Source organism: Pseudomonas sp. NUPR-001 (assembly GCF_052147955.1).
GTDB lineage: Bacteria > Pseudomonadota > Gammaproteobacteria > Pseudomonadales > Pseudomonadaceae > Aquipseudomonas.
Window position 1 is genome coordinate 4,082,821 of sequence record NZ_CP197353.1, and the last position, 13,993, is coordinate 4,096,813.

The 13,993-nt window shown below is 59.4% G+C and carries 12 protein-coding genes and 3 tRNA genes; 2 read left to right on the top strand and 13 right to left on the bottom strand.

Features of this window, described 5'->3' with window-relative positions:
• The 7 genes from ACP6KB_RS18615 to ACP6KB_RS18645 form a co-directional block, all read right to left on the bottom strand.
• Positions 1 to 1,011, bottom strand: a complete 1,011-nt coding sequence (locus ACP6KB_RS18615) for a FecCD family ABC transporter permease (RefSeq protein WP_442108798.1) — start codon at positions 1,009 to 1,011, stop codon at positions 1 to 3.
• On the bottom strand, positions 1,008 to 1,844 hold the full coding sequence (locus tag ACP6KB_RS18620; protein WP_442108799.1) for a heme/hemin ABC transporter substrate-binding protein: 837 nt from the start codon (positions 1,842 to 1,844) through the stop codon (positions 1,008 to 1,010). Before ACP6KB_RS18620 ends, ACP6KB_RS18615 begins: the two co-directional genes overlap by 4 nt.
• A 26-nt stretch (positions 1,845 to 1,870) precedes the next feature.
• Complete coding sequence (locus tag ACP6KB_RS18625; RefSeq protein WP_442108800.1) at positions 1,871 to 2,803, bottom strand: ChaN family lipoprotein; 933 nt, start codon at positions 2,801 to 2,803, stop codon at positions 1,871 to 1,873.
• A gap of 12 nt (positions 2,804 to 2,815) precedes the next feature.
• On the bottom strand, positions 2,816 to 5,212 hold the full coding sequence (locus tag ACP6KB_RS18630) for a TonB-dependent receptor domain-containing protein (RefSeq protein WP_442108801.1): 2,397 nt from the start codon (positions 5,210 to 5,212) through the stop codon (positions 2,816 to 2,818).
• A 273-nt stretch (positions 5,213 to 5,485) separates the two neighbouring features.
• A tRNA-Leu gene (locus tag ACP6KB_RS18635) sits at positions 5,486 to 5,570 on the bottom strand.
• Between the two features lie 53 nt (positions 5,571 to 5,623).
• Positions 5,624 to 5,699, bottom strand: a tRNA-His gene (locus ACP6KB_RS18640).
• Between the two features lie 41 nt (positions 5,700 to 5,740).
• Positions 5,741 to 5,817, bottom strand: a tRNA-Arg gene (locus tag ACP6KB_RS18645).
• Between the two features lie 285 nt (positions 5,818 to 6,102).
• On the opposite strand from ACP6KB_RS18645, the gene folD reads away from it, so the two are divergent.
• Positions 6,103 to 6,957 (top strand): bifunctional methylenetetrahydrofolate dehydrogenase/methenyltetrahydrofolate cyclohydrolase FolD, encoded by an 855-nt coding sequence (folD, locus tag ACP6KB_RS18650; RefSeq protein WP_442108802.1) that lies wholly within the window; start codon positions 6,103 to 6,105, stop codon positions 6,955 to 6,957.
• A gap of 463 nt (positions 6,958 to 7,420) precedes the next feature.
• Entirely contained in the window at positions 7,421 to 7,711 is a 291-nt protein-coding gene (locus tag ACP6KB_RS18655) for a DUF6124 family protein (RefSeq protein WP_442108803.1), read from the top strand.
• Positions 7,712 to 7,804: 93 nt separating this feature from the next.
• On the opposite strand, the gene ACP6KB_RS18660 is transcribed toward ACP6KB_RS18655, so the two are convergent.
• The 6 genes from ACP6KB_RS18660 to ACP6KB_RS18685 are packed head-to-tail and all read right to left on the bottom strand — an operon-like array spanning position 7,805 to position 13,740.
• Entirely contained in the window at positions 7,805 to 9,544 is a 1,740-nt protein-coding gene (locus ACP6KB_RS18660) for an ABC transporter substrate-binding protein (RefSeq protein WP_442108804.1), read from the bottom strand.
• 50 nt (positions 9,545 to 9,594) lie between these two features.
• On the bottom strand, positions 9,595 to 9,867 hold the full coding sequence (locus ACP6KB_RS18665) for a DUF2160 domain-containing protein (RefSeq protein WP_442108805.1): 273 nt from the start codon (positions 9,865 to 9,867) through the stop codon (positions 9,595 to 9,597).
• An 11-nt stretch (positions 9,868 to 9,878) separates the two neighbouring features.
• Positions 9,879 to 10,679, bottom strand: coding sequence for a carbohydrate ABC transporter permease (locus tag ACP6KB_RS18670; RefSeq protein ID WP_442108806.1), 801 nt, complete (start codon positions 10,677 to 10,679; stop codon positions 9,879 to 9,881).
• Positions 10,680 to 10,688: 9 nt separating this feature from the next.
• Positions 10,689 to 11,552 carry a carbohydrate ABC transporter permease gene (locus ACP6KB_RS18675; RefSeq protein ID WP_442108807.1) on the bottom strand — a complete coding sequence of 288 codons (864 nt, stop codon included), beginning with the start codon at positions 11,550 to 11,552 and terminating at the stop codon, positions 10,689 to 10,691.
• Positions 11,549 to 12,646: an ABC transporter ATP-binding protein gene (locus tag ACP6KB_RS18680; RefSeq protein WP_442108808.1), complete on the bottom strand. Its 1,098-nt coding sequence runs from the start codon at positions 12,644 to 12,646 to the stop codon at positions 11,549 to 11,551. The genes ACP6KB_RS18675 and ACP6KB_RS18680 overlap by 4 nt, the downstream gene beginning before the upstream one ends.
• The gene (locus ACP6KB_RS18685) at positions 12,646 to 13,740 is read right to left on the bottom strand and encodes an ABC transporter ATP-binding protein (protein ID WP_442108809.1); all 1,095 of its coding nucleotides are present in this window, start codon (positions 13,738 to 13,740) and stop codon (positions 12,646 to 12,648) included. The genes ACP6KB_RS18680 and ACP6KB_RS18685 overlap by 1 nt, the downstream gene beginning before the upstream one ends.
• Between the last annotated feature and the right edge of the window lie 253 nt (positions 13,741 to 13,993).

Below are 13,993 nucleotides of genomic sequence, written 5' to 3' on the forward strand. Positions count from 1 at the left end.
TCAGAACTCCCGCGCCTTGCGCCCCAGCAGCAACCAAAGGAAATACGGCCCACCGATCACGCTGGTGACCAACCCCACCGGAATCTCTGCGGGGCTGGTCAAACTGCGCGCCAGGGTATCGGCGAGCAACAGCAGAATCGCGCCACACAACATCGAGGCAGGAATCAACAAGCGGTGACCCGGGCCGAAATACAGGCGCAAACAATGCGGCACCAACAAGCCGATAAAACCGATGATGCCGGTAAGCGCCACACACAGGCCAACGCCCAGCGACGAAGCCAGCACCACGCGATTTTTCAGGCGCTCGCTGTCGAGCCCCGCCGCATGCGCGCTGACTTCACCCAGCTGGAACAGGTCGAGGTCCGCCGCGCAACGCGCCAGCACCCACAAGGCCAACGGCAATACCAGGCACGCCACACTCAAGGTCGACCATTCGGCGCTACTCAGACTGCCCATGCCCCACAGGCTCAACTGGCGCAGCTGCTCTTCGCTGGCCAGGTAGGTGAGGATGCCACCCAAGGCGCCGGTCAGGGTGTTGATCACCAAGCCGGCCAACAGCAAGGTGATGGTCGATTCCCGCCCCTGATAGCCGCGGCCTATGTGAAAAATCACCAAGGTCACCAGCAAGGCGCCGATAAACCCGGCGAAAAACTGCCCGTACAGCTCGAACCCGGCGAAGCGGCCATTGAACAGCACGATCCAGATCGATACCGCCAGCCCCGCACCACTGGCCTGACCGAGCAAGGTCGGGTCGGCCAGCGGATTGCGAAACAGCCCCTGCATCGCGGTACCGCCGGCCGCCAGGGTCGAGCCAACCAACACCGCCAACAGCAAGCGCGGCAGACGCACTTCACTCCACACCTGCCATTCCAAAGGCGCGGGCAACACCCCGAGGAAAATCCTTGGCGACAAGCCAATGCTGCCCACCAGCGAACACACCGTGAGCAAGGCACACAGCCCCGCCAGCATCAACAGCAAAGTCGGCAACGACGTAGTGCGTAGCGTACTCATGGGAACAACGCTCCGGCATCCTGGCGCAACTGCAGCATCGCTGCGACCGTACGTGGCCCAAGGTTGAGCAACGCCTGATCGTCGATCTGCACTACCCGTCGCGCCCGGCCCGCCGGAGTCAGCGCCAGGCCGCCCAACTTCCACAAGCTTTCTTCACCGCCGAGCGCTTCCAGCCCGGCCTTGCTGATGATCACAAAGTCCGGCGCCAGCGCCACCATCGACTCTCCCGCCACCTGTTTGTAGGCGTTGAAGCTGGCACAGTTACTGATCCCGGCCTGTTCCAGCGCGGCATTGGCCTCGGTGCCTTGCCCCATGACCAGGGGCGTCATGCCGGTGCGATTGAAGATGAACAGCGCTTTGGGGCCTTTGAGTGGTGGCAGCCCGGCCAGTTTGGCGGCCAGCGCCTGCTGTTCGGCAATCAGCGCTTGCGCCTGAGCCTGTCGCCCCATGATGCTGGCTACTTGCTCAATTTTGCGAGGAATTTCGGCGATCGACTTGCCTCGCCCCACCTTGTTCACTTGCAGCCCCACCGCCTCAAGCTGGCGCACGACAATGGCCGGTCGCGCGGCATCGCTGATCAATACACGCCGTGGCTTGAGGCTCAAAATGCCTTCAGCCGACAACTGGCGCAGGTAGCCCACCGACGGCAAGCGGGCAATGGCAGGCGGAAAATGACTGGAGTCGTCGCGCCCCAGCAGGCGCGGTGTGGCCTGCAACTGATCGACAATTTCCGCAAGGTCGGCGCCGATTACCAGGGTGTCGGCCGGCTCGGCCTGGGCAACGGAAAACCAACCAACCGCCAGCAACAACACGCTCAATGAAGCCGCATTCATGGGTAAATTCCTTGTCTTCATCAGCGTCAATGGGCCGTGGTTTTCGATGGTTCGTCACAGCGTGGCGCACTGGCCGACAAGGCCGCTCCAGTGGCGTCGTGACTGGGCAACAGCCACAGGTAATCAGCGTCCTGATGCGTCACTGGCTGCCCCTGCTCACCCATCACCAGCACCTTGAGGGCGGCACTCCCCGGACCTTGCCTGAGGTACAGCGGCGCGCCTTGGGTTTTCAACGTGTGCAGGGTGCCGGCAAACAGCAGCCGGGGCGCAGACGCGCCATCCAGCACTTGCGCCATGCGCTGATCGCGGGCGTGCTGAATAGCCAGCATGGCGTTCAGGCGCGCTTGATCGATCTGCCCGCAATGCATGTCAACAATCTGCTTGCGCTGCTGCGCGGCCACGGCGGGGCTGGCGAACAAGGCCGTTGTATCGGAAGGCGGCGAGTTGATCAGCGCGCTACGCTGCGCTGCGGAAATATTGCCGGCCAGCAATGGCGCAGGTGCCTGCATCAAGGATTCGACCAGGGCGCCGTACTGCGCCCAACTCCAACGCTCATCCCAACGCATGATGTGCCTGAGGCGCTTGCTGCGCACCTGATTGCCTTCGGCCAACCAAGCCTGAACCTCGTTGACCGGACGCTGCTGATCACTGCTAAGCATTTCCAGCACCACCGCGCCCTGTGGCCGCTGCTCGGCCAAACGCGTTGCCAACCATTGCTCGATCAGGTGATGGACCGGATTCTCATGCACCTCGCCAACCATCACAGTGTCGGCAGCCGCCAGCTCAGCAAGCAGCCGGGTGGCCGGGATCTGCTCACCGCTGGCCAGGTCGACAATCGCGCCCCACTGCGGGATGCTCGCTTCAGCCTGACGGTAAGCCGTGTCGGCCACCGGCGCATTGACGCTGGCGCAACCTGCGCACAACGCCAGGCCTAGCCATATAAAGGAAGACTTGAACATAAACAGGACCTGTCAGTATTCGAGGGTGAAGCCAAACGAGGTAGTGCGACCGCGACCATTGCCTTGGTCCATGACCGCCGACATCAGGTAGTCCACCGAAGCGCTGTTGTCGTAGACCTTGTTGCCGACGTTCTCGACGTTGACGAACAGGCTGAGGTTTTCCTGCACTCGGTAGTTGCCGTACAGGTTCCAGATCACCCCAGTCGATTTGCTCTTTTTGGTCTCGTAGTAGTCCCAGCTGATTTCAGAGGGACCCGCATACTCGCCACGAGCACCGATCACCAGGCGCTCGTCGAACCAACGGGTGCCCAGATCCAGTGTCCAGTAGCGGTCTGGCTGACTGTTGATATCTTCCAGCTCGATACCGGAAGTGGTCGGTGACTGGGTGGTGGCGCGCGTCCAGGACAGGGTGCTGTAGAAGAAGCCCGCGTCGTATCGGCCCTCGATCTCGTAGCCGCTCATACGCACTTGTTCAGGCCAGTTAACCCAGTTCAGCTTTGACGCTTCTTCGCCGTCGTCATCAACAATGTTGAACGACTGCGGGGTAATGTAGCCGTCGATCTTGCTGATAAAGCGGTTGACCTTGAGCTGACCGTAATCGTCGGCACTCAACAGGCCACTGCGGGTCAGGTTGAAACCGAACTCATAGTTGGTCGAGCGCTCCTGACGCAGGAACGGGTTGGCGCCGACGCCATCCGCGTCACTGCCGTCGGCCTCAAGCGGTACTTTCTCGAAGAACATCTCCTGCACCCGCGGCGCCCGCGAGGTGCGCGACCAACTGGTGTAAAGCTGCATCCACTCATAGGGTTTTACCGAAAACCCTACGCGCGGATTGAAGCTATGCTCGCGACTGGTCACATCGATGTCGCCACCACCGATGTCCAGACACTGACCAATGATCGAACACTTGGGCACATGCCCGCTGACCTTGTAGCCGTCGTAGTGTGCAGCCAGGGTCAGGGCATAGATGTCGTAGTTAAAATCCAGGGTGGTGAACAGGCTATGGGTCTGCTGTTTGCCTTCTGGGTTGGCGCCACGTTTTTCCGGGGTCTGGGCGACGAAGTCATCCGTGTAGTAACGCCCGCCATTGCTCCAGCTGGCTTCCACCGGCCCCAGGTTGAAGCGACTGACGTTGGTCAGATCGAAACCGTGGGTGTCGTCGCGGGTTTTGCGGCCGATGTAGGTGGAGTCCTCCACGGGCGGGTATTCCAGCCGGGTTTTGTTCTGATAGGCGTTGACCGTCAGGTTCAGCCACTCGCTGTAGGGGGTAAACGCGTACTTGGCGCGGTAGGTTTCGTTATGCAGCTCCCAGGGGTAGTTGTGGTAGAACTCGTTGCGGTAATGCACGCCGGTCAAATCCAGACGGTGCATGTCGTTGGGCTGCAGACGTACCTTCAACAACCCTGAGCGCGGGTTCTGCTTGGTGGTGTCATAACTGTTGCTCTGACCGTTACTGGTTTTGTATTCGCCGGTCTGGGTACTGCTTGCGGCAGCGACCACGCCGTAAACACCTTCACTGTCCTCAGGCAGCGTGCGCGCACCGGCCGCCAGCATCCGCGTGTTGCCATAGCCGTTGTTGCCAGTGCGGTAGGTGGTGCGCAGACCAACGCGGTGCTCCGGCTTGACGATGTCGTCGATTTCAAAGGTACGAAAGTTGGCGCTGCCACCCAAGGTATTGGCGCCTTCAGCGCCGTCGACCGAGCCGCGCTGAATATCGACACCGGCCACCAGGTTGGGGTCTACGAACGCCATCGGCCCGCCCGAGCCGTGACCGGCGTTGTTACGAAAGGTCTGGGTAACCCCGTCAATCATGGTGTTGACCCGGCCATAACCGGACAAACCGCGTATGTTCACGGAAATCCCCGGCTGACTGCGCGAATGCAAGGTGTAGGTGCCGGGCATCGAACGCACCAGGCTGTTGAGGTCCTGACGCTCGACATGCGCATCGCGACTGCTCTGGATAGCACCCGGTCGATCCGCCTGGGCATTGACCAGCGTCGCCCCCACCTCCATGGCCGTGTTGTTGCGCGCGTTGACCCGCAACACATAGCTGCGATCTTTCATGCGCTCAATCCACAAGCCCGTGCCGTTGAGCAGCAAGTCGAATGCTTCTTTAACGGAGTACTCACCCTCAAGGCCTTGGGTCGTACGATTCAGAGTGAGCTCAGGTGCGTAAGTCAGGATGATGCCGGTGCGCGTAGCCAACTCATTCAAGGCAGGCCCCAACGGCCCCGCCGCAATCCGATAGGCCTGGCGCGCTGGCGCCTGATGCGCGCTGCTCTCCACCGCCTGAGCCATCGACCCGCCCGCACAACCCGCCGCCAGTAACGCCGCAGTCAAGGCATTGCGGGCCAGTCCGTTTTTATTGTGATGCGCACCCCGAACGGTGGCCAACTGCGTGCGGTTCACTTGAAGCTCCCTAGACGGTGAATGTCGTTGTTACTAGAGAGGTCACGCGAGTCGGCGAAAAAGGGAAATCTAAATCAGAATCTTTTACATATTTTTCGTGAACGTGATGATTTGCCTGGCGACTGAACGGCAAGGGCGATATGAATGCTGGAAAAATAATGCGCGCTAACGGAAGAGCGAGACGCTTGAAGACCTGCAGAAACGAAAAAAGCCGCACTAGGCGGCTTTTTCGAGGCTTTCATGCACTTCAGCGAAGGGCAGTGAAAGCTTGGATGGTGCGGACGAAGAGACTCGAACTCTTACAGCTTGCGCCGCTGGAACCTAAATCCAGTGTGTCTACCAATTTCACCACGTCCGCATGAAGCTTTTAAAGCAAAGGCGCCGGATTTTCATCGGGCGCCTTCTGGAATATGGGGTGGACGATGGGGATCGAACCCACGACAACAGGAGTCACAATCCTGTGCTCTACCAACTGAGCTACGCCCACCATATTGCATTTACCGCTTTACTTGTGCCTAAGCTGCCTATTGGCGCACCCGGCAGGACTCGAACCTGCGACCATCCGCTTAGAAGGCGGATGCTCTATCCAGCTGAGCTACGGGCGCATATTTAATCTGCTTTCTGTTACGATTACAAATTAACTTTTAGCCGTACCGAACAAGCTACCAAATCCGCTCATTCTGCCTGACCTTGCTAACCAGTGCTAGGCTCTGCCCGACAAGTGCGACGAATGTTATAGACGAGTGGTTAGGTCGTCAACTCTTTTTTGAAAAAAATTCATTTTATTTAAGGGGTTAGGGAAATGGCCGGACCAAGCGCCTTTGCCCTCGGCCCCCTTCATGCGAGAATACGCGCTCTTTTTATTCCCTCTCGATGGTTAATCACGCGACATGACTGCACACCTTATTGACGGTAAGGCGATCGCCGCCAACCTGCGCCAGCAGATCGCCCAACGTGTTGAGGAGCGTCGCCAGCAAGGCCTGCGTACTCCAGGCCTGGCGGTGATCCTGGTCGGCACCGACCCCGCTTCCCAAGTCTATGTTTCGCACAAGCGCAAGGATTGTGAAGAAGTCGGCTTTATTTCCCAGGCATTCGACCTGCCCAGCGAGACCACGCAGCAGGCCCTGACTGACCTGATCGATCGCCTTAATGATGATGCGAACGTCGACGGTATCCTGCTGCAGTTGCCACTGCCGGCCCATCTGGATGCGTCGTTGCTGCTCGAGCGCATTCGCCCGGATAAAGATGTCGATGGTTTCCATCCTTATAACGTCGGTCGCCTGGCCCAACGTATTCCTCTCCTGCGCCCGTGCACACCGAAAGGCATCATGACCCTGCTGGAAAGCACCGGTCAGGACCTGTACGGCATGAACGCAGTGGTCGTCGGTGCGTCGAACATTGTCGGCCGCCCGATGGCGATGGAACTGTTGCTGGCCGGTTGCACCGTGACCGTGACCCACCGTTTCACCAAAGACCTGGCCGGCCACGTTGGCCGTGCTGACCTGGTGGTGGTGGCTGCAGGTAAACCTGGCCTGGTCAAAGGTGAGTGGATCAAGGAAGGCGCGATTGTCATCGACGTCGGTATCAACCGTCAGGAAGATGGCAAGCTGGTTGGCGACGTGGTCTACGAGACCGCCCTGCCCCGCGCTGGCTGGATCACCCCGGTACCAGGTGGCGTCGGCCCGATGACCCGTGCTTGCCTGCTGGAGAACACCTTGTATGCGGCGGAAACGTTGCATAAGTAAGGTGTGATGGCTGGATCAAAAACGGTGCCTGTGAAGGTGCCGTTTTTTTGTGCCTGGCTTTAAGTTGATCGCGGGGCAAGCCCGCTCCCACCGGATGTGATGTTTTGCCTGTGGGAGCGGGCTTGCCCCGCGATAGCAATGATTTCCTACCAGTAGCAGCGAAATGTGGAGATGCGGTAGGCGTTTTCTGTCAGACCGTTCTGAATCATACTGCCGGCGCCGTTGCGCTGTTGTGCCAGCGCCTGCGCGGGCCTAGGCTGCTGCCGTCGCTGGAAAATCCAGTGATCGGATTTAGCAGTCCGGCTCATAACTCGATGTCGACGGCACAACGCTTTATGGCGGTTGTACGTGGGGCGCCTTCGGGTGCGCCGGGTTCCTCGAGTTACCGGTCTGCTAACCCGCGTACAGCTGCCACCCTTTGTTTAGCAGCAAGGCGTGGTTGCTTCATAACTTGAGGGCAATCATGAAAAAAATCGTCCCTGATCCACCCAGCCTCGACCTGGCCAAGGCTTCCACTGCCGATACCCCTTTCGGCACCAACCTCATGTTCAACATCCGCGCTGGCATCCCCGCCGAAGAAGCGCTGCTGCATGCCTGTCAGTTACTGCGCTGCGCTGAAGCCACAGTCTGCGATGCGCTTGATCACCTCACGCTCAATGACCGCTCCTTGGTTTCGGGTGCCGGTCAGCACATCGAGACGGCGCGGGCGCTGGTCGATGCCGTGCTTGATGGCGTCGGGGTGCAACGGATTTAAAGCATTTCAGCGGGCCGGTGGGAGCGGGCTTGCCCCGCGATGCGATGTCGGCTGACACACCGCTATCGCGGGGCAAGCCCGCCCCCACATGGGCTATTTGCGGGCCGCCTCCCACGACTTGAGCAGTTCGCTGTAGCTCACGGTTTCGCCTTTGGGCTTTTCGTTCGCCAGTTTCGGTTTCGGCGCACCCGGCTGGTCAAACCAGTACTGGGCATCTCGCTCCGGATTGAGTTTCGGTGCGCAGGTGGCCTGCGCTTTGGAGCGTTCCAGGCGTTCGAGGATTTTGTCCTGATCCCGGGCCAGTCCATCCAGCGCCTCTTGCGGCGTTTTTTCACCGCTGGCCGCTTCGGCAATGTGGCTCCACCACAGCTGCGCCAGGCGCGGATAGTCCGGTACGTTGGTGCCGGTCGGGGTCCATTGCACGCGCGCCGGGCTGCGGTAGAACTCCACCAATCCACCCAACTTGGGCGCCAAATCAGTCATGGCCTGGGAGTTGATGTCCGACTCACGAATCGGCGTCAGGCCAACGATGGTCTTCTTCAGCGAGACGGTTTTGGAGGTGACGAACTGGGCGTACAGCCAGGCCGCCAAGCGCTGTTTCTCCGGGGTCGATTTGAGGAAGGTCCAGGAACCGGCATCCTGGTAGCCCAGCTTCATGCCCTCTTCCCAGTACGGCCCTTTCGGTGAAGGCGCCATCCGCCATTTCGGCGTGCCATCGGCGTTCATCACCGGCAATCCCGGCTTGGTCATGTCGGCGGTAAAGGCGGTGTACCAGAAAATCTGCTGGGCGATGTTGCCCTGCGACGGCACCGGCCCCGACTCGGAGAAGGTCATGCCCTGGGCTTCAGGTGGCGCATACGCACGCATCCAGTCGACGTACTTTTGTGTGGCATACACCGCCGCCGGGCCGTTGGTGTCGCCACCACGGGTAACGCTGGAGCCCACTGGGTGGCAGTCTTCTACGCGAATACCCCACTCATCCACCGGCAATCCGTTGGGCAAACCCTTGTCGCCACCACCGGCCATGGAGAACCAGGCATCGGTAAAGCGCCAACCCAGCGAGGGGTCTTTCTTGCCGTAGTCCATATGCCCGTAGACGCGCTTGCCATCGATCTCTTTGACGTCTTCGCTGAAGAACTTGGCGATGTCTTCGTACGCCGACCAGTTCACCGGCACCCCCAGCTCGTAGCCGTATTTTTCCTTGAACTTGGCTTTCAGCTCGGGCCTGTCGAACCAGTCGGCACGAAACCAGTAAAGGTTGGCGAACTGCTGATCAGGCAACTGATAGACCTTGCCGTCGGGCGCGGTGGTGAAGGAAAGGCCGATAAAGTCTTTCAGGTCCAGAGTCGGCGAGGTGTAGTCCTTACCTTCATTGGCCATCAGGTCGGTGATCGACTCTGTCTTGCCATAGCGAAAGTGCGTACCGATCAGGTCCGAGTCGTTGACCCAGCCGTCGTAGATGTTCTTGTCCGACTGCATCTGGGTCTGCAGCTTTTCGACCACGTCGCCCTCTTGCAGCAGGTCGTGGGTCAGTTTTATCCCGGTGATTTCAGTGAAGGCCTTGGCCAGGACTTTCGATTCATATTCGTGGGTAGCAATGGTTTCTGACACCACGTTGATCTTCATGCCGCGAAACGGCTCGGAGGCTTTGATGAACCACTTCAACTCCTCCATCTGCTGCTCCGGGGTCAGGGTCGAGGGCTTGAACTCGCTGTCGATCCATTTTTTCGCCGCGTCTTCATAGGCGTCGGCCCAGGCGCTGGCGTGGAAACTACCCAGCACAAGCAAGGCGGCCAGGGTCAAATGTCGCCGGTTTTTGTTGTTGTCGAACATCGTGATCTCCCGATTGAGTATTCCCATGGAGCCTGACCGAACCCGTTCGGCTAACCCCAGCGCATCACCACCAACAGCCACACCACCGACAGCAGCGAGGCCACCCAGAGACTCCAGTCGCTGGCCCCGATCACCAACAGGTGCAGGTACGCACTGACCAAAAGCCCGATGAACAAACGATCACCACGGGTGGTGGCAATCGGTAGAAAGCCGCGGCGCTCCACACAAGGCCGCCGCACTTCAAACAGGGTCATGCCCACCAGCAGCAGGCCAATGGCAGAAAAAAACAGCGCCGTCGGCAAGGTCCAGGCCATCCATTCCATAGTGCGCCTCCTTACACTCGGCCCAGGGCAAAGCCCTTGGCCACATGGTTACGGACAAACCAGATCACCAGCATGCCCGGCAAAATCGTCAGCACCCCAGCCGCCGCCAACACGCCCCAGTCGATCCCCGAAGCCGAGACGGTGCGGGTCATCACTGCTGCAATGGGCTTGGCACTCACTGACGTCAAGGTGCGCGCCAGCAGCAATTCGACCCAGGAAAACATGAAGCAGAAAAACGCCGTGACGCCGATGCCCGAGCCAATCAGCGGGACAAAAATCTTGATGAAAAATCGCGGAAAGCTGTAGCCGTCGATGTAAGCGGTTTCGTCGATTTCCTTGGGCACCCCAGACATGAACCCTTCAAGAATCCACACCGCCAATGGCACATTGAACAGGCAATGCGCCAGGGCCACGGCGATGTGGGTATCGAACAAACCGATCGAGGAATACAGCTGAAAGAATGGCAACAGAAACACCGCTGGCGGCGCCATGCGGTTGGTCAGTAGCCAGAAGAACAAGTGCTTGTCACCGAGAAAACGATAGCGCGAGAAGGCATAAGCGGCCGGCAAGGCCACACTCAGTGAAATCACCGTGTTCAGGCACACGTAGTACAGCGAGTTGATGTAGCCGTTGTACCAACTGGGGTCGGTAAAAATCACCCGGTAGTTGTCGAAGGTGAATTGCTGCGGCCACAGGGTCAGGCCGCCGAGGATTTCCGTGTTGCTCTTGAACGACATGTTCAGCAGCCAATAGATCGGCACCAGCAAAAACAGGATGTACAGCAACAAGGGCAGCGCTTTGCGTGGGTTCATGGCCGCCTCCTAGTCTTTATCGGCATGGGTCATGGCGGTATAGAACAGCCACGACACCAACAAGATGATCAGGAAGTACACCAGCGAAAACGCCGCAGCCGGGCCAAGGTCAAACTGCCCTACCGCCATTTGCGTCAGGGTCTGGCTGAGGAAGGTGGTGGCGTTACCCGGCCCGCCTCCAGTCAGCACAAAAGGCTCGGTGTAGATCATGAAGCTGTCCATGAAGCGCAGCATCACCGCGATCAACAGCACGTTCTTCATTTTCGGCAGCTGGATGTGGCGGAACACCGCCCAGGCCGAGGCGCGGTCGATGCGCGCCGCCTGATAGTAGACATCCGGGATCGCCCTGAGCCCGGAGTAGCACAACAACGCCACCAGCGAGGTCCAGTGCCAGACATCCATCACCAGCACCGTGACCCAGGCATCCATGGTATTGGCCGCGTAGTTGTAGTTAATCCCCAACTGATTGAGTGAAGCGCCGAGCAAGCCGATGTCGGCACGGCCGAAAATCTGCCAGATGGTGCCGACCACGTTCCATGGAATCAGCAGCGGAATCGCCATGACGATCAAGCACAGCGACGACCAGCGGCCCTTGGTTGGCATGGTCAGGGCAATGGCGATGCCTAACGGAATCTCGATCAGCAGCACGCAGGCGGAATACACGAACTGGCGCAGCAACGAGTCGTGCAGGCGTGGGTCCTGCAGCACCTGGCGGTACCAATCAGCACCGACGAAATAACGGCTGGACTGATCGAAAATGTCCTGCACCGAATAGTTGACCACAGTCATCATCGGTATCACGGCGCTGAACGCCACCAGCAGGAACACCGGCAGCACCAGCCACCACGCCTTGTTATTGGGCACCTTGTTCATGGCCCGACCTCCAGCAGTTCGTCGTTGACGTAGACCATCAACCACTGCGCCGGAAAGCTGATCCACGCCTGCTGCGCCGGGACTGTGCGGTCTTCACCCAGGCGCACTTTGAGCGTCACGCCTTGCAGCGCCACCGTGAGAATCCGGTAGGTGCCCAAGTCTTCGACATCCACCACCTCGACACTGAAGGCGTCATCAAAGGGCGCTTCGCGCAGGTGCACGAACTCCGGGCGAATGCCCACCTGCACACGCGCCTCAGGTATGCGCGCCAGGTGTGCCTGCAGCGCCTCTGGCAGCGGCAGATGCACGCCAGCGAAGCCGACACCGCCGGGTTGCGGCTGAACATCGATCAGGTTCATGCCGGGGCTGCCAATGAAATAGCCCACAAAGGTGTGGCGCGGACGCTCGAACAATTCCCGTGGCGTACCGAACTGCACAATCTGCCCGCCGTACATCACCGCGATCTTGTCAGCAAAGGTCGAGGCTTCCAGTTGATCGTGGGTCACGTAGATCATGGTGATATTGAACTGCTCATGAATCTGCTTGAGCTTGCGCCGCAGCTTCCACTTCAGGTGCGGATCGATCACCGTCAGCGGCTCGTCGAACAGAATCGCCGACACGTCATCACGCACCAGCCCACGCCCCATAGAGACTTTCTGCTTTTCGTCGGCACTGAGGTTGCGGGCCTTGCGCCGCAACGCTGGACCGAGGTCGAGCACCTCGGCGATTTCTTCCACTTTGCTGCGTACCCGCGCTTCATCCAGGCCCTGGTTGCGCAAAGGGAACGCGAGGTTGTCGAACACCGTCATGGTGTCGTACACCACCGGGAACTGAAACACCTGGGCAATGTTGCGTGCCTGCGGTGACAGCTCGTTCACTACGTTGCCATCGAACAACACCTGGCCATGGGAGGGGCTGAGCAAGCCGGAGATAATGTTGAGCAACGTCGATTTGCCGCAGCCTGAAGGGCCGAGCAAGGCGTAGGCGCCGCCCTGGGCCCAGACATGGTCGAGTTCGCGCAACGCGTAGTCATTTGCCGATTCGGGTTGGCGGCTGTAGCTGTGGGCCAAGTGCTGCAGGCGAATCTCAGCCATCAGGCCCTCCTCACTTCACGCACACCGGGTGCTTGTACCAGCTGCCCGGCACTGTCGAAGACAAACAGTTTGTGGGTCGGAATGAACACCCGAATCGGCGCATCGACGTGGTACTCGTGCACCCCGAACAGGTGCAAGATCAGGCGAAAGTGTTCGTTGCGCACATGCAGGAAGGTTTCTGAGCCGCTGATTTCCGCCAGCTCGACGCGTACGGCCAACTCCAGATCATCGTCGTTGGACGGCACCAGGCTGATATGACTAGGCCGCACACCAAAACGGTAATCACCATCGCCGATCCGACGCAGGTCGGCATTCATGGCAAAGTGCACGGCCCCGGCAAAGCTCACTTCATTACCACTGATGCGTCCGGCGATCAGGTTGATCGGCGGTTCGGAGAACAGCTCGGCTGCCAGTACGGTGGCGGGCTGATGATAGACCTGAGCGGTTACCCCGCTTTGCACGATGCGGCCTTCATGAACAATGGTTGTGGTGCCACCCAAGGCCAGCGCTTCATTGGGTTCGGTGGTGGCATACACGGCAATGCAGTGGCGGGCCGCGAACAGCTCACGCATTTCCTGGCGCAGTTCTTCACGCAGCTTGTAGTCGAGGTTGACCAGCGGCTCGTCGAACAGAATCAGTTCGGCGTCCTTGACCAGTGCCCGGGCCATCGCCGTGCGCTGCTGCTGACCACCAGACAGCTCCAGGGGCAGGCGCTGCAAAAAAGGTTCGATACGCAGCATCTGCGCGGTCTGATGAACCTTGTGACGGATTTCTTCCTCACCCATGCGTGCCTGGCGCAACGGTGAGGCAATGTTCTCGAACACGCTCAAGGTCGGGTAGTTGATGAACTGCTGGTACACCATCGACACGTTGCGCTGGCGCACGGGCTTGCCGGTGACATCTTCACCGTTCATCAGCACCCGCCCCTGATCGGGGCGATCCAGCCCGGCCATCAAGCGCATCAGGCTGGTTTTGCCCGACAACGTACGACCGAGCAGGACGTTGAACGAGCCCGGCTCAAAGCTGAGGCTGGCATCGACAATCCAGCGCTGGTTGTCGACGGTACGGCTGACGCGTTCCAACGTAAGCGACATAGGGCGACCTTGGTGTGCGTGGTCAGGCAAGCGCTGGCGGTAACGCCAGTTTCGTGCCAGTGTCGCCACCGATCAGCAAGCTATTGATCCGATGAGACTTTCTCTTTCCGCTACGCCAGCAACGATTGGCCACTGAACAGAAATGAACAGCCTGCACTGAACACCTGAACAGCCCTGACGTTGACAATGAACAGGACTGAACAACACTGGATCTCACAAAAACAACAAACCGCCCCCGGCAGAGGAAAGGCCT